14 protein-coding genes are annotated in these 15,712 nt (G+C 65.0%); 6 read left to right on the top strand and 8 right to left on the bottom strand.

The features are described from left to right. Positions 1–81: 81 nt before the first annotated feature. On the bottom strand, positions 82–282 hold the full coding sequence (locus NE850_RS06120) for a hypothetical protein (RefSeq protein WP_165187982.1): 201 nt from the start codon (positions 280–282) through the stop codon (positions 82–84). Between the two features lie 211 nt (positions 283–493). On the opposite strand from NE850_RS06120, the gene aepX reads away from it, so the two are divergent. The 3 genes from aepX to NE850_RS06105 are packed head-to-tail and all read left to right on the top strand — an operon-like array spanning position 494 to position 4,479. Continuing rightward, positions 494–2,230 carry a phosphoenolpyruvate mutase gene (gene aepX, locus NE850_RS06115; protein ID WP_007176548.1) on the top strand — a complete coding sequence of 579 codons (1,737 nt, stop codon included), beginning with the start codon at positions 494–496 and terminating at the stop codon, positions 2,228–2,230. Next, on the top strand, positions 2,227–3,390 hold the full coding sequence (aepY, locus tag NE850_RS06110) for a phosphonopyruvate decarboxylase (RefSeq protein ID WP_007176549.1): 1,164 nt from the start codon (positions 2,227–2,229) through the stop codon (positions 3,388–3,390). The genes aepX and aepY overlap by 4 nt, the downstream gene beginning before the upstream one ends. 21 nt (positions 3,391–3,411) lie before the next feature. Continuing rightward, on the top strand, positions 3,412–4,479 hold the full coding sequence (locus tag NE850_RS06105) for a 2-aminoethylphosphonate aminotransferase (RefSeq protein ID WP_007176550.1): 1,068 nt from the start codon (positions 3,412–3,414) through the stop codon (positions 4,477–4,479). Between the two features lie 33 nt (positions 4,480–4,512). Here NE850_RS06105 and NE850_RS06100 read toward each other — a convergent pair whose 3' ends face one another. From NE850_RS06100 to NE850_RS06070, 7 genes are all read right to left on the bottom strand, one after another. Then, entirely contained in the window at positions 4,513–4,665 is a 153-nt protein-coding gene (locus tag NE850_RS06100) for a hypothetical protein (protein ID WP_007176551.1), read from the bottom strand. A 107-nt stretch (positions 4,666–4,772) separates the two neighbouring features. Then, on the bottom strand, positions 4,773–5,477 hold the full coding sequence (locus tag NE850_RS06095; RefSeq protein WP_007176552.1) for a PIG-L deacetylase family protein: 705 nt from the start codon (positions 5,475–5,477) through the stop codon (positions 4,773–4,775). A 327-nt stretch (positions 5,478–5,804) separates the two neighbouring features. Further along, the gene (locus NE850_RS06090; RefSeq protein WP_007176553.1) at positions 5,805–7,319 is read right to left on the bottom strand and encodes a UdgX family uracil-DNA binding protein; all 1,515 of its coding nucleotides are present in this window, start codon (positions 7,317–7,319) and stop codon (positions 5,805–5,807) included. A 137-nt stretch (positions 7,320–7,456) separates the two neighbouring features. Further along, positions 7,457–8,044 (bottom strand): NTP transferase domain-containing protein, encoded by a 588-nt coding sequence (locus tag NE850_RS06085; RefSeq protein ID WP_007176554.1) that lies wholly within the window; start codon positions 8,042–8,044, stop codon positions 7,457–7,459. Positions 8,045–8,225: 181 nt separating this feature from the next. Further along, complete coding sequence (locus NE850_RS06080; protein WP_310698530.1) at positions 8,226–10,448, bottom strand: xanthine dehydrogenase family protein molybdopterin-binding subunit; 2,223 nt, start codon at positions 10,446–10,448, stop codon at positions 8,226–8,228. Further along, complete coding sequence (locus tag NE850_RS06075; protein ID WP_007176556.1) at positions 10,445–11,446, bottom strand: xanthine dehydrogenase family protein subunit M; 1,002 nt, start codon at positions 11,444–11,446, stop codon at positions 10,445–10,447. Before NE850_RS06075 ends, NE850_RS06080 begins: the two co-directional genes overlap by 4 nt. Positions 11,447–11,458: 12 nt before the next feature. Next, on the bottom strand, positions 11,459–12,211 hold the full coding sequence (locus tag NE850_RS06070; RefSeq protein ID WP_310698529.1) for a 2Fe-2S iron-sulfur cluster-binding protein: 753 nt from the start codon (positions 12,209–12,211) through the stop codon (positions 11,459–11,461). Between the two features lie 142 nt (positions 12,212–12,353). On the opposite strand from NE850_RS06070, the gene NE850_RS06065 reads away from it, so the two are divergent. The 3 genes from NE850_RS06065 (at position 12,354) to NE850_RS06055 (ending at position 15,708) form a co-directional block, all read left to right on the top strand. Beyond that, positions 12,354–14,477, top strand: a complete 2,124-nt coding sequence (locus NE850_RS06065) for a D-(-)-3-hydroxybutyrate oligomer hydrolase (protein WP_310698528.1) — start codon at positions 12,354–12,356, stop codon at positions 14,475–14,477. A gap of 175 nt (positions 14,478–14,652) precedes the next feature. Further along, positions 14,653–14,871, top strand: coding sequence for a hypothetical protein (locus tag NE850_RS06060; protein WP_007176559.1), 219 nt, complete (start codon positions 14,653–14,655; stop codon positions 14,869–14,871). Between the two features lie 24 nt (positions 14,872–14,895). Beyond that, on the top strand, positions 14,896–15,708 hold the full coding sequence (locus NE850_RS06055; RefSeq protein WP_007176560.1) for an exodeoxyribonuclease III: 813 nt from the start codon (positions 14,896–14,898) through the stop codon (positions 15,706–15,708). Positions 15,709–15,712: the final 4 nt, after the last annotated feature.

The raw sequence follows: 15,712 nt of genomic DNA, 5'->3' as shown, positions 1-15,712 counted from the left end.
CCGCTGTCGGAGATTTTTATTTGTCTGACTAAAAGGGTTTTTTACGGCCAGCATGGCATTTTCATGCTTGATTCGAAGGGATTATTTTATTTTGTATTGATTCAATCCGGCTTTCCCTGTACTGCCGTTTAAAAATGCCGGTGCTTGCGAATCGAGATTAATAATCGGGGCATTCCATAAATGAAGGCCGGATATTAAAAGCCTCAAGATCGCCACAATTGGCTTGCGACCCAACTGCACGAATCCACTGCCTACCTGCAACACAGCAAGCAGTTGCGTCAAGATTCCACAAAATGCCAACAAAATACAAACGCCAGACGATGCATTACCCAGCTTGCAAAAAACGACACATTTTTCCACTTATCCGCAAATGGGGAAAAGCCGCCGTCGCGGGGAAGACGAATAAATAAAAATTCCGCTATAGTCGCCATTTTCCAGCCGCCAGTCGGGCAAAAGAAGAGCGCCAATAAGCCCGCCACCAGGAGTACAAATAATGAACGCCCGCGAACCTGCCTTTATCTCCGCTTCCCGTAGCGCGCGCCTGCGCCAGATGCTTGTCAGCAACGAACTCGAATTCATGATGGAGGCCCATAACGGCCTGTCCGCGCGGATCGTCCGCGAAGCCGGTTTCAAGGCGATCTGGGGCTCGGGCCTCGCGATCTCCGCGCAATTCGGCGTGCGCGACAATAACGAAGCAAGCTGGACGCAAGTCGTCGACACGCTCGAATTCATGGCCGACGCGAGCGACCTGCCGATCCTGCTCGACGGCGATACCGGCTACGGCAACTTCAACAACGTGCGCCGTCTCGTGCGCAAGCTCGAACAGCGCGGCATTGCCGGCGTGTGTATCGAAGACAAGCAGTTTCCCAAGACCAACAGCTTCATCAACGGCGAAGCGCAACCGCTCGCCGATATGGATGAGTTCTGCGGCAAGATCAAAGCCGGTAAGGACTCGCAGTCGGACGAAAACTTTTCGATCGTCGCGCGGGTTGAAGCGTTGATCGCCGGCTGGGGCATGGACGAGGCGCTGCGTCGCGCGGAAGCCTACCGCCAGGCCGGCGCGGATGCGATCCTGATTCACAGCAAGCTCTCGCGTCCCGACGAAATTCTCGAGTTCGCGCGCGAATGGGCGGGCCGTGGTCCGCTCGTGATCGTGCCGACCAAGTACTACAGCACGCCCACCGAAGTGTTCCGCGAAGCCGGCATCAGCACCGTGATCTGGGCGAACCATCTGATTCGCGCGGCCACCTCGGCCATGCAGGCCGTCGCCAAGGAAATCCATTCGAGCGAAACGCTCGTCAACGTGGAAGACAGCATCGCCGCCGTCAATGAAATTTTCCGTCTGCAGGATGCCGACGAATATTCAGAAGCCGAAGACCGCTACCTGTCGAGCGGCCGAGCGGCCGGTTCCGCGGTCGTGCTCGCGGCAAGCCGCGGCAAGGGTCTCGAAGCCGTCACCGAAGACCGTCCGAAAGTGATGCTGCCGATCGCCGGCAAGCCGCTGCTGCGCTGGCTCGTCGATGCATTCAAGAAGCAGGGCGTGAACGATATCACCGTGGTCGGCGGTTATCGCGCCGATGCGATCGACACGGCCGGCATCAAGCTGGTGGTCAACGAACAGCACGCGCAAACCGGCGAACTCGCGTCGCTCGCCTGCGCGGTCGACAAGCTGGCGGGCGACACGGTGATCTCGTACGGCGATCTGCTGTTCCGCAGCTATATCCTGCGCGATCTCGTGGAGAGCGAAGCGGCGTTCAGCGTGGTGGTCGATTCGTCGCTGACCGATGCGGAAAACGCCAGCGTGCGCGATTTCGCGTGGTGCTCGGCGGCCGACGACCGCGGTCTGTTCGGCAACAAGGTCGTGCTGCGTCACGTATCGAGCGGGCAGGACGCAACCTCGGCCATCGCGTCGCAAACGCCGCATGGCCGCTGGGTCGGTCTGCTGAACGTGCGTGGCGAAGGCCGCGAGCGTTTGCAGGCGATCATGAGCCAGTTGCAGGCGCGCCCGGATTTCGCGTCGCTCGACATGCCCGCGTTGCTGAACGCGCTGATCGAAGCAGGCGAATCGATCGAAGTGCAATACGTGCACGGCCACTGGCGCGGCGTGAACGACCTCGAAGATTTCCGCCGTGCGGGCGACTTCGCGCATGCGCAGGCGCCGTTCGCGGCTGCGGCCGGCGGCTCGGCAAACAGCGCAGCGACGGGCGCAGCGAGCGGAGCCGCGCAATGATCGAGGCTGCACAGTTTGTCGAGGCGGCGCGCGAGCGCGGCTTCGACTGGTATGCAGGCGTACCGTGTTCGTATCTCACGCCGTTCATCAACTACGTGTTGCAGGACGAGTCGCTGCATTACGTGTCGGCGGCCAATGAAGGCGACGCCGTCGCGTTGATCGCGGGCGTCACGCTCGGCGCGCGCAACGGCCGGCGCGGCATCACCATGATGCAGAACTCCGGGCTCGGCAATGCCGTGAGCCCGTTGACCTCGCTCACGTGGACCTTCCGCTTGCCGCAATTGCTGATCGTCACGTGGCGCGGCCAGCCCGGTGTCGCCGACGAACCGCAGCACGCGTTGATGGGCCCAATCACGCCCGCGATGCTCGAGACAATGGAGATTCCGTGGGAAACCTTCCCGACCGAAGCCGACGCGATCGGCCCGGCTCTCGATCGCGCCATCGCGCATATGGATGAAACCGGCCGCCCTTATGCGCTGGTGATGCAGAAGGGCAGCGTGGCGCCGTATGAGTTGAAGGACAGCGGCGCGAGCGCGCGCCGCGTGCCTGTTACGCCGCAATCGCAGTTCACGAATGTGGCGGCGAGCGAGCTGGCTTCGCGTCACGACGCGCTGAACAAGGTGATCGCGCACACGCCGCTCGAATCGACGGTAGTGCTCGCGTCGACCGGATTTTGCGGGCGCGAACTCTACGCGATCGAGGACCGTCCGAACCAGTTGTACATGGTCGGCTCGATGGGTTGCGTGACGCCGTTCGCGCTGGGTCTTGCGCTCGCGCGTCCCGATCTGCACGTGGTCGCGCTCGACGGCGACGGCGCCGCGCTGATGCGCATGGGCGCGTTCGCGACCATCGGCGCATACGGTCCGTCGAATCTCACGCACCTGCTGCTCGATAACGGCGCGCATGACTCCACCGGCGGCCAGGCGACGGTGTCGTCGCAGGTTTCGTTTGCGGGCGTCGCTGCGGCGTGCGGTTATGCGTCGGCGGTCGAAAGCGACGACGCGAACGTGATCGACGCGCTGTTCGAAGCCGCGCCCCTCGACGGCCCGCGCTTCGCGCGTCTGGCCATTCGCGGCGGCACGCCCGACGGGCTGCCGCGTCCCACCATCACGCCGCCCGATGTGAAGACGCGTCTCATGCGCCACATCGGCGCCGCTTAAAGTCAACGTCAAGGAGCGCCCATGCTGCTGCTCAACCCCGGCCCGGTGACGCTCACCGAACGCGTTCGCAACAGCCTGTTGCAGACGGATTTGTGCCACCGCGAAAGCGAGTTTTTCGATTTACAGGAAGAGGCGCGCACGCGTCTCGTCGATCTTTACGGCCTCGACGCCGGCGAATGGCAAGCCGTGCTGATGACCGGTTCCGGCACGGCGGCAGTTGAAAGCATGACCGCCGCGCTGGTGCCGCAGAACGGCAAGCTGCTCGTCGTGGAAAACGGCGTGTATGGCGAGCGCATTTCGCAGATCGCCGCGCAGTACGGCATTGCGCATGAATCGCTGAAGCACGAGTGGATGCAGGCGCCCGACCTCGCGAAGATCGCCGCCCACCTCGACGCGGACAAGGCGTTCACGCACGTCGCCGTGATCCATCACGAAACCACGACCGGCCGCCTGAACGATCTGGCGGAACTCGGCGCGTTGTGTCGCGAACGGGGGCTGCGTCTGCTGGTGGACGGCGTCAGCAGTTTCGGCGCGGAAACGATCGATTTCGCCGACAGCAGTCTCGACGCCGTGGCCGCCACGGCGAACAAGTGTCTGCATGGCGTGCCGGGCGCCTCGTTCGTGCTGGTACGCCGCGCCGCGCTCGCGCAGGCGGCGAGCCGCACGTACTACCTCGATCTCGGACGTCTCGCGCGTTTGCAGGATCAGCGCAACACGCCGTTTACGCCTTCGGTGCATGCGTACTACGCACTGGTCGAAGCGCTGCGCGAACTCGCCGACGAAGGCGGCTGGCGCGCGCGTCATGCGCGTTACGCGGCGCTCGCCGAACAGGCGCGGGCGGGTCTTGCCGAGCGCGGCATCGGCAGCGTGCTGCCGCCGGAGCAGTCGTCGGTGGTGTTGCGTGCGTATCGCTTGCCGGAAGGCATCGCATATCCGCAACTGCACGACGCGCTGAAGGCGCGCGGCTTCGTCATCTACGCGGGGCAAGGCGGCCTGTCGGCGGAACTGTTCCGCATCTCGACGATGGGCAACATTCACGCCGCCGACGTCGACCGTCTGTTGCAAGGCTTCAGCGAACTCATGCGCTGATTCGCGTTTCCGGTTGCCGGCCGCGCAATGCGGTCACACCGGGTCTTTGTCCGGCGGGCCGTCGGGCTGCTGCGGTTCCTCGGTGTGGTGGCCGGGCGACGGCGGCACCAGCGGATCGGCTTCCGGGTCGCGGTTCGGATCGGCGTTCGGATCGGGAATCGGACTGGTATGCATGTCGTAGCTCATGACGGCACCTTTGGGTGGAGAAGAGGAAGAGGACGGTACGGGCGGCGCGGTCGAACTTACGCCGGGTGTTCTCTTCAAGCGTACGCGTTTCCGGCGCGCCGCGTCTCTTACTTTTTCAGGCGACGGCCCACGCTGAGTTGCCAGTAACGCTCGGTGGCGAAAATGTCGTCGTAATTGCCCGCGCCGAATGCGCGCAACTGGCTTTCGTAAGCGTTGACGGCTTCGCGTTTGAGTTGCGCGCGGCGCTGCAGATCGATCGTATGGCCGGCACTCGGGTGGGCCGGTGTCGCAACGATGCCGCGCTGCGCGAGATCGGCGAGCCGCGCCTGCACCACCCCGGGCGTGCGGCGGTGAATCGCTTCCTCGTAGCCGAACCAGGTCAGATGCGACAGGCGCGGCAGAATTTCACAGCAGGCTTCGAACACCCGCACGTGATCGTCGTGGTACAGGCCGAGCGGCATCAGCAGCGTATTCGCGGTGGTGCGATAGATGGTTTCTTCGAGCGCCGCCGCCAGCTTGCTGATGGACGGCGAATCCGCATACTGGCTGTCGCGAAACGGCATGCGCAGCGGAATCGCGTCGAGCACTTCCAGCGCGCGGTTATCTTCCCGCGTGCGCTCGTGGATGGCCTGATGGGCGTCCGTGAAACCCGATTTTTCATCCCATTCGGTATGCATCGGCTGCTCGGGCGGCGCGGCGAACACCGTGCACACCGCGGCGTCGGGATGCGCGGCGAGTAATGCGCCGCAACTGAAGACGGCGTCGTCGAAATGGGGCGAGACGATGAAAAGACGTGGGCTGGTTTCGCTCATGGGGCATGTGATGGTTTGCGACGCGCGGGACGTGCACGAGGTTGATCGACCGGGGCTCGAGCGTCGCGCCGGTGCCAGAGAAAATGCGGCGTCACATCAGCTTAGGCGGAATTGGCGGGGCTTGCGCGGCGGGTTTGGGGTGCGCAAGTGGCGTGCCTGAGGGGCACGACGGTTGGTGGTGGGTTGATGGTGTCCTGTAGAAGCTCACCGTGAGGGGAGAGGGTTTCCCGGATCGGCTCACCTTTGCGCGGCGAAGAGGCGTTGTTGGATAGTCAATCGACGAAGCCGGCGCGCGCGCGACCAACACGGAACCAGGGGGCAAAAAGACTACGCCCCTTCCGCCACCAACGCCGCCGCGCGACCGAACGCCGCCACCATACCCGCGACGATATCCTCACGCAGCCGGCCGTCAGCCATTTTCAGCGCATACGACGGATGCCACGCGGGCACGATCAGACGCCCGCTGTGACAGATGGTCTGCCCCAGATATTCCGACAGATTGACGTGCGCGCCGGTCAACGCCTTCAGCGCGGTCGCGCCGAGCGTGACGACCACGCGCGGCGCGACCTGCGCGAACTCGTGCTCCAGCCAGTACTGGCAAGCCTCGACCTCGCGCAGCGCGGGCGTGCGGTGCACGCGCTGCTGCTCGATCGTTTCCCATTTGTAGTGTTTGACGGCATAGGTCAGATACAACGCGGCGCGTTCGAGTCCGGCGCGTGCGAGTACCGTGTCCAGCAGATGACCGGCGGGGCCGGTAAAGGGCGTGCCGTTCTGGTTCTCGTCCTCGCCGGGTTGTTCGCCGACCACCATGATCGCCGCCTGAGCCGCACCGGCGCCCGCGACGGCCTGTTTCGCGTTGCGCCATAACGCGCAGCGCCGGCAGGTGGCCAGCGGGCCGGTCGGCTCGCGCAACGGTGGCGTGACCGCCGAATATTCGACCGGTGGCATTTCCGGGACGGTGACGGTGCCGCTCTGCGCACCGAGACGGCTGCGCTCGCGCGCGAGGTGCGCGGGCAGCGGCGGGCCCGCGGGCGGCGTTCTCCAGTAGCGCAATGGCACGGACGCCGGCGCGCCGTTGAAGACGCTGGCGTAATACGCGAGCCACAGCGCCTCGGTGGGTTCGCTGGTCGTGGCTTCGCCGGCCATGACACCCGCTGGCAGCACCTGGCTGGCCGGCGGACTTTGCTGCTGGCTTTCTGTAAAAGGATGCGCGGCGCGCTCGCCGTTGTCTGCTGCCGGCCGGCTGATTCGCAGCAACATGCCGTTCCAGAAAGCCGCGCCGTGTGGTGTCGCGAGCATCCATGTGGAATCACCCATGCGCTCGGCGAAGCGTGCGGCGGCGCGCTCCAGCAGATCATGATTCGGCTCGTACCAGCCGACGAATTCCGGCGGCCCCATAGACGGATCGCGCCGCCTGAACAGGGTGAGCAGCAGCAGATCGTCGGTTTCGTGTTTCACCGACTGGACGCGTTGATCGAGCAGCGCGCCGTCGCGATCCGCCAGATCGAGGACGTGGCGCTCGCCGCGAGTCCAACGCCACAGAATGCGGTAGAGCAGGGACCAGCGGTCCGGCGCGCGGAAGCAGGCTGCGGTTTTCAGCCGGGCGAGCAGTTCACGAGGAATGACGGGAGTGGCGACCGCCGGAGTGGCGGCGGGGCTGGCCGGAACCTCGGCGCTGTGAGTGCCGGGATTGCTCGAAGGGCGCGAATCGCTCAAAGGGCTCGAAGCGTCCGAATCACACTCGACCCACTCGATCCGCTCCGGCTCGATCTCTTGCCGCAGCAGTTCCCGCGCCGCGCGGCGCCATGCGGCGAAAGTCGGTTCGATTGGAATGCGTTTCATGCGGGCGCGCCGCGGCCATGCGCCACGTAAAGCGCCAACCCGTGCGGACAAAATACTGTATAAATATACAGTATGCGCCTGAACGCCAGTCCGGATCAAGCGTGTCGCGTCACAACTACCCCGGCCGGGCGTCACGCCTAGACGCTGCGCAGATCCTCAGGCGTATCGACATCGCGCAAAATGCCTGGATCGTCCACGTCCAGCCGCGTGACCTGTTGCGACATCAACAGGGATCTTGCGCCGGTATCGCCGTCGAGCGCCAGCAGCGCGTCGCGATGCTCGATGCCGAAGCCGACCGGATGCCCCCGCTGCCCGTGGTAATACGGCGCGACCAGCGAAGCGCCGCCGTCGAGCGCGCGCGCCACTTCTTCAATGGTGGAGATGGCGATGCGCGGCATGTCCGCGAGCGCGACGATCCAGCCTTCGGCGCCCTCGCAGGCTTCGACCCCGGCTGCGAGACTCGCGCCCATGCCGCGTTCGGCGTCCAGCGCGAACACCACGTCGCAACCGGCGTCGTTGAGCAGCCGAGCGAGCGCGTCCGAACCCGGCCGCACCACGGCCACCACCTGCGAGACGACCCGCAACAGCCGATGCGCGGCCTCATGCGCGACCGGTGTGCCGTCGGGCATGCGCGCCAGCAGTTTATTGTGCAGGCCGTCCGGGTCGAAACGCGAACCGAAGCCGGCGGCGAGCAACACGCCAGTGGCGAGCGAGGCGTAGACCATGAGCAGGCACCGGTATAAAGATGAAGATCGATTGTGCGATGCAACGCAGCCGTAGGCAAGCGCCAATGCATATGCACGGCGCTTGCTGTCCGACATCCTCATGCGCTTGCCGGGCTTCGTCACGTCAATCGAAACGGACCCGCGTCACACTGAAACCGGCCGGCGAACGCGAACGCGCGCGTCAAACCTGCATCGTGCCCATCACCTTGTCGAGCGTGACGGGCAGGTCGCGCACGCGCACGCCGGTGGCGTGATACACCGCGTTCGCAATCGCCGCCGGTACGCCCGTAATACCGATTTCGCCGATGCCGCGTACCCCGAGCGAGTTGATATACGGATCCGGCCGGTCGATAAAGGTAATGTCCAGCGAACCGATATCGGCATTGACCGGCACGTGATACTCGGCGAGATTCGCGTTGGTGAAGCGGCCATAGCGGGTATCGACCGGGCTCTCTTCCTGCAGCGCCGCCCCGACGCCCCACACGATGCCGCCCATCAACTGGCTGCGCGCCGTCTTCTGGTTGAGCACGCGTCCCACGTCGTACACGCCCACCACGCGCGCCACCCGGATCGTGCCGAGGTCGGCGTCGACATGCACCTCGACGAACACCGCGCCGAACGAGTGGAACGAGTACTTCTGCTTTTCGTCGCCGGGCTTGACGGTTGCGATCGCCTCGATCGGCTTGCCGCCCGAGCGCGCGATGATCGCCGCTGCCGGATCGCGCTTGCCCGGTTGCGAGCGGCTCGCCACCCAGCCGTTTTCCACGGTGATGTCGTCGAGCGCAATGCCGTGCACGGGCGAGGCTTGATCGGCGAGCGCCAGCGCGATCAACTGGCTGCGCGCCTGGCTCGCCGCGTCGCGTACCGCCGGCGAGACGCTCGCGGCCGATTGCGAGCCGCCCGACACAGGCGCCCTGGGCAGCGACGAATCGCCGAGCGCGAAGTGGATGTTTTCCGGCGCGAAGCCGAGCGCGTCCGCGGCCACCTGGGTCATCACGGTGTAGGTGCCGGTGCCGATATCCTGGGTGCCGGAGGCGACCATCGCGGTGCCGTCCGGCAAGATCCGCGCAATCGCGCTGGCTTCGCTGCGATTGGCCGGATAGGTGGCGGTGGCCATACCCATGCCGATCAGCGTGCCGCCGTTGCGCATCGAGCGCGGGGCGCTCGTGTGCCGCGACCAGCCGAATTTCTCGGCGCCGATCTGATAACACTCGCGCAAGGACTTGCTCGACCACGGCTTGTTTTCCTGCGGGTCGGCATCGGCGTAATTCTTGATGCGCAGCGCGAGCGGATCCATTTTCAAGGCCGCCGCGAGTTCGTCCATTGCCGATTCGAGTGCGAACGAACCGGTTGTTTCTCCCGGCGCGCGCATGAAGGTCGGCGTGCCCAGATTGAGCGGCACGATGCGGTGCGTGGTCACCTGATTGGGCACCGCGTACAGCATGCGCGTGACCATGCAGCAGGTCTCGGTCCAGTCTTCGATCACCGACGTGTTCGAGATACTGTCGTGACGCATCGCGCTCAGCGTGCCGTCGCGCCGCGCGGCGAGCACGAAGTGCTGCTCGGTGTGCGGACGCGCACCGACCGGGCCGAACATCTGCGGCCGTTCGAGCACGAGCCGCACGGGCCGCCCGGTCTGTTTCGCCGCCATTGCGCACAACGACACATGCGACCACGACGAGCCTTTGCAACCGAAGCCGCCGCCCACGAACGGCGAAATCACGCGCACGTCGGCGGGCGCAATGCCGAGCGTCTTCGCGACCGCCTGCGCCGCGCTGCTGACGCCTTGCGTCGAATCATAGAGCGTGAGCTGCGGGCCGTCCCAGCGCGCCATCGTGGCGTGCGGCTCCATCGGGTTGTGATGTTCGATCGGCGTGGTGTAGGTCGCGTCCACGTGTACCGTGCCGGTTTGCATGCCGTCGTCGAAGCTGCCGCGTTGCGTGTCGGTTTGCCGGCCTTGCGGCTTGTCGGGGGCGTGCGCGTTCGGTTTGGCCTGCGCGAAGTCCGTGACCGCGGCGCCGCTCTGATAGGTGATGCGCAACTGGCGGGCGGCGTCGGTGGCATGTTCGAGCGTATCGGCCACCACCACGGCGACCGGCTCGTTGCTGTAGTGAACCTGGTTGTCCTGGAGCAGCGACAGGCGGCGTCCGGCCGGCGGCGCCAGCGCGGGCTTGCCGCCGTTTGGCAAGCGCGGCGCATTCTGATACGTCATGACGAGCAGCACGCCGGGCAGCGCCTGTGCGCGGCTCGCATCGATCGACGCAATGGTGCCGCGCGCAATCGTGCTGGTGACGAGCACCGCATGCGCAAGACGTGCCTCAGGAAATTCGCCGGCATAGCGCGCCTCGCCGGTGACTTTGAGCAGGCCGTCGGTGCGGTCGAACGGTTGACCGATCAGATTCATGCGACACCTCCCGCGTGGCCGGCGGCCTGATTCACTGCGCGCACGATCGCGCGCTGCGCGAGCTGCACCTTGAAACGATTGTCGTGTTGCGGCCGCGCGTCGCGTAATGCGGCGGCAGCGGCGTTTTTCAACGTGGCTTGCGTGAGCGGCTGGCCATTGAGCATCTGTTCCGCGGCGCTCGCGCGCCACGGCTTGTGCGCGACGCCGCCCAACGCGATACGCGCGGTCCTCACGCGATCGCCGTCCATCTGCAAAGCGGCGGCAACCGAGACCAACGCGAATGCGTAACTGGCGCGGTCACGCACTTTCAGATAATGGGAGTTCGCGCTGAAGAGCGGTGGCGGCAGATCGACGGCGGTAATCAATTCGCCGGGCTGCAAGGTCGTATCGACATCGGGCCGTTCGCCAGGCAGCCGGTGAAAATCGGCGAACGCAATGGTCCGCTCGCCAGCGGGGCCGCTCACGCGCACCACGGCATCGAGCGCGGCGAGCGCCACGCTCATATCCGACGGATTCACCGCGATGCATTGGGGACTCGCGCCGAGAATCGCATGCGTGCGATTGTGGCCGTCGAGCGCCGCGCAACCGCTGCCCGGTGTGCGCTTGTTGCATTGCGTGAAGGCCGTATCGTAGAAGTAGCCGCAACGGGTGCGTTGCAGCAGATTGCCGCCGACCGTCGCCATATTGCGCAATTGCGACGAGGCGCCCGCTAGAAACGCTTGCGACAGCAACGGGTATTGCTCGCGCACCAGCGCGTGGTTGGCCGCGTCGCTATTGCGCACCAGTGCGCCGATCCGGATGCCGCCGTCAGGCAGCGTCGTGACCGTATCGAGTCCGCCGATATGCGTGATATCGATCAGCCGCACCGGCCGCGCTACGCCGCCCTTCATCAGATCGAGCAGATTGGTGCCGCCGCCGATGAACACCGCACCCGGCTGCTGCACCGCCCGCACTGCGCCGGCGACGTCGCCGGCGCGTTCGTAAGAGATCGCATCCATGCTGTCGCCCCCTCAGGCGTTGCGGCTGTTGCCGCCGCCATTCGTTTCGTTGATGGCGGCGCTGCCATTCTGGCCACCGCCTTCGTGCACCGCGCGCACGGCGGCCACGATATTCGCATACGCACCGCAGCGGCAGATGTTGCCGCTCATGCGTTCGCGGATTTCATCGTCGGAGAGCTGGGCGGGGCGGCTGCGGACATCGGCCGTGACAGTGCTGGCGGTGCCGGTACGAAATTCATTGAGCAGGGCGGTCGCGGAGCACAACTGCCCGGGCGTACAGTAACCACACTGAAAGGCGTCGTGTTCAATGAATGCGCGCTGGATCGGACTCAACGCGCCGTTAGTGGCGAGTCCTTCGACCGTTGTGATGTTCTCGCCCTCGTGCATCACAGCGAGCGTCAGGCAGGAATTGATGCGACGGCCGTCGGCGAGCACGGTGCATGCGCCGCATTGTCCGCGATCACAGCCTTTCTTCGTGCCCATGAGGCCTGCGTATTCGCGCAGCGCGTCGAGCAGGGTCACGCGCGGCTCGAGTTGCAGCGTGTACGCGCGGCCGTTCACGGTCAGCGTGACCGGGCGCGGCGGTACGGCTTGCTGAAGCTGAGCGGGCGGCGCGGGTGGGGTTTGGGTTTGCGCGCGCAGATGCGGCGCGGCGCCGACCGTGGCTGCGGCAGCAGCCGATTGAAGGAAGCGGCGGCGTGAAGGTTGGGGTGGGGTGGTGGCGGACTCGTCACTCGGATCCTGACATTCGTTATGCGTGGACATGACGTTCTGTTGACTCCGTTGAAAGGTCGATGCAGGCTAGCGATGCGTCGGTATCCGAAGCGTCGCGATCATTGGACATCACGCAGCAATTTCGGTGCCGTTGCAGACACAACGGTATTAGAAAATATCGGAGACAGCCAAGATGACATCAGTTTTCAGAGTCAGATCCGCGTCAGGACATGTGCCCGTGGTGCGAACCGTGGCGGCCATGATGGCCGTGACAGTCGTGCTGACTGCCTGCCACGGCGGCAGTGACAATCATCCGCCGCCGCAGGCCAATGCGCTGCCGGCTTTTATTACCGCTTCTTCGGTAAGAACCCAGTCCTACGATGGCAACACCGACGACCTGCTCACCGCTGGCCTCGGCAAGACCGGCCTCGCGTCGGCCACGGCGCCGGCCATTGCCAACGCGGCGCAACCCACTGCCGCCGAATTGCGGCGGCTTGCCATCTGGTCGAACTATCGCGCGCTCGTCGACATGACCGCGAACGGCGGCTATGGACGCTTCTGGGGACCTAATGTCGATCTGAACGGCAACGATACGCTCGGCGAAGGCAAGATCGCCGGCAAGGAATACCTCGCCTTCGCCGACGACGGCAGCGGCACGCAGAACGTCACGGTGCTGGTGCAGATTCCGGCGAGCTTCAATCCGGATCAGCCGTGCATCGTCACGACAACGTCGTCCGGTTCGCGCGGCGTGTACGGCGCGATTTCGGCGGCCGGCGAGTGGGGTCTCAAGCGCGGCTGCGCGGTGGCTTACACCGATAAAGGCAGCGGCAACGGCGCGCATAAGTTGTCATCCAACCTGGTCACGTTGATCGACGGCACCTTGCAGGACGCTACCGCGGCGGGCAAGGCCAGTCTCTTCACGGCCAACCTCGGTAACACGGATCTCGCGTCTTATAACAGCAGGTTCCCGAATCGCTACGCGTTCAAGCATGCGCACTCGCAGCAGAATCCGGAGAAGGATTGGGGCAGGAATACCTTGCAGGCGATCCAGTTCGCGTACTGGGCGCTCAACGATTCTTATGGCACGCTCAACGGCTCGACGCGTAATGTGCGTTACGCGAGCGGAAGTATCACGACCATCGCGGCTTCGGTGAGCAACGGCGGCGGCGCGTCGCTCGCGGCGGCGGAACAGGACACGTCCGGTTTGATCACCGCGGTGGTCGTGGGCGAGCCGCAGATCAATTTGCGGCTGCCCGAGCAGGTCTCGGTGGCGCAGGGCGGCGTGCCGGTCGGCGCATTCGGCAAACCGCTCGCCGACTACATGACGCTCGCCAACATGCTGCAACCGTGCGCGGCGCTCGCGCCCGCCGCGGCCGGCGCGCCGTATCTGACGGCGTTGCCGAGTGCCACGACCACCTCGATTCGCACCGCGCGATGCGCGTCGCTGGCGGCCGCCGGTGTGATCGCGGGTGCGGACGCGACGACCCAGGCGACCAACGCGCTTGCGCTGCTGCATCAGAACGGCTACCAGACCGACTCCGACCTGCTGCAAGCGCCGATGTGGGACTCGCAAGCGGTGCCGGCTGTCGCCGTGACCTATGCCGACGCGTACGCGAAAGCGAGTGTCACCGCGAACCTTTGCAACTTCAGCTTCGGCACGACGAATGCGGCTGGGACCGCGGGCGTCACACCCGCGGTGTCGCCGATGCTCACGGTGTTCGGCAACGGCAACGGGGTGCCGCCGACCAACGGCATCAACCTCGTCTTCAACTCGGGCGCAGGCGCGGCGGATCACCGGCTGGCGACCGCCGACGGCAGCTATGCGGGCGCCTCGTGTCTGCGCACGCTGTGGACGAACGGCACGCTGACCGGCAGCGTCGACGCTATTCGCGTGAATGCGAATCTGCATGGCAAGCCTGCCATCATCGTGCAGGGCCGCGCGGATGCACTGGTGCCGATCAACCACGCGTCGCGGCCGTATCTCGGCTTGAATCAGCTAAGCGAAGGCGCGGCGAGCAAGCTGTCGTTTTACGAAGTGACGAACGCCCAGCATTTCGATGCGTTCCTCGGCGTGGCGGGCTTCGATTCGCGCTTCGTGCCGCTGCATTACTACAACCTTCAGGCGCTCAATCTGATGTGGAGTCATCTGAAAAACGGCACGCCGCTGCCGCCGTCGCAGGTGATTCACACTGTACCGCGCGGCGGCACGCCCGGCGCCGCGCCGCCGCTGACCACGGCCAATCTGCCGCCGATCGCGGCGAGTCCGGGCATCAACGCGATCACCGCGGCCAATGGCGTGGTGAATGTGCCGAACTAAGCGTACCCGGCTGAGCGTACGCAATTGAGTCCGACTCGCGCGGACTGCACGCACCGGCTCGCAGCGGCGATCACACATGCGAGCCGGCATGCGTGAATCGTTGCCTGCGAGCAAGCGGGTCCGGGTATAAGCGATGCTAGGGCAGATGAAATAAACCGCGTTCAAAGGAGAGCGAATGCAGTTCGACTACAGACACTTCCATATCGATTGCCGCGCGCGTCACGCGGAAGACGGCCTGTACCACGCGAGAGCGAAGATCACTCGCGTGCCGCGCAAAAACGAGCACGTCCAGTCGCACGATTCCGGCGACATCGACGGCTTTGTCAACGAAGCCGATGCCATTTCATGCGCGAAGTCGTGGGCAATGGAGTGGTGCGACGCGGCGGCGCAATAGAGCGCATTGCAGGGAGGGCAAGTCGTGGCCAGGCTTCGAATCGCAACCTTCAACATCAACGGGATCCGCTCGCGCTTGCCGGCGCTCTTGCAATGGCTCGAACGCGAGGCGCCCGACATTGTCTGTTTGCAGGAATTGAAGGCGGCGGACAGCGCCTTTCCCGTCGAGGAACTGCGTGATGCCGGTTATGGCGCGATCTGGCAAGGTCAGAGCGCATGGAACGGCGTGGCGATCCTGGCGAAAGGCGAGGCGCCGCTGGAGAGTCGCCGCGGCCTGCCCGGTTTCGAGGACGACACTCACAGCCGCTATCTCGAAGCCGCTGTCGGCGGCATCGTGGTGGCGTGCCTTTACCTGCCGAACGGCAATCCGCAGCCGGGACCGAAATTCGACTATAAGCTCGCATGGTTCGGTCATCTGATCAGGCACGCGGCGAAGCTATACAAAAGCGGTCATCCGGTCGTGCTGGCGGGCGACTTCAACGTGGTTCCGACCGACGAAGACATCTACAACCCGCGCTCCTGGCTGAAAGACGCGCTGCTGCAACCCGAAAGCCGCGAGCGCTACCGGCAACTGCTTGCGCAGGGCTGGACCGACGCGCTGCGAACACATTTCGGCGCCGAACGGGTCTACACCTTCTGGGACTATTTTCGCCGGCATTGGGAGACGAATTCCGGCTTGCGCATCGACCATGTGCTGCTGAGTGCCGACCTCGCGCCGCGCTTGCGCGATGCGGGCGTCGACCGGTGGGTGCGCGGAGAGCCGCACGCGAGCGATCATGCGCCGGCGTGGGTCGAACTGGAGGTGGGTGCGGGACGCCGCAAGAAAAGCGGCGCATGAAAGC

The sequence above is a fragment of the Paraburkholderia sp. USG1 genome, assembly GCF_031570135.1.
GTDB lineage: Bacteria > Pseudomonadota > Gammaproteobacteria > Burkholderiales > Burkholderiaceae > Paraburkholderia > Paraburkholderia dioscoreae.
This window is presented reverse-complemented; position numbering and strand designations above follow the sequence as displayed.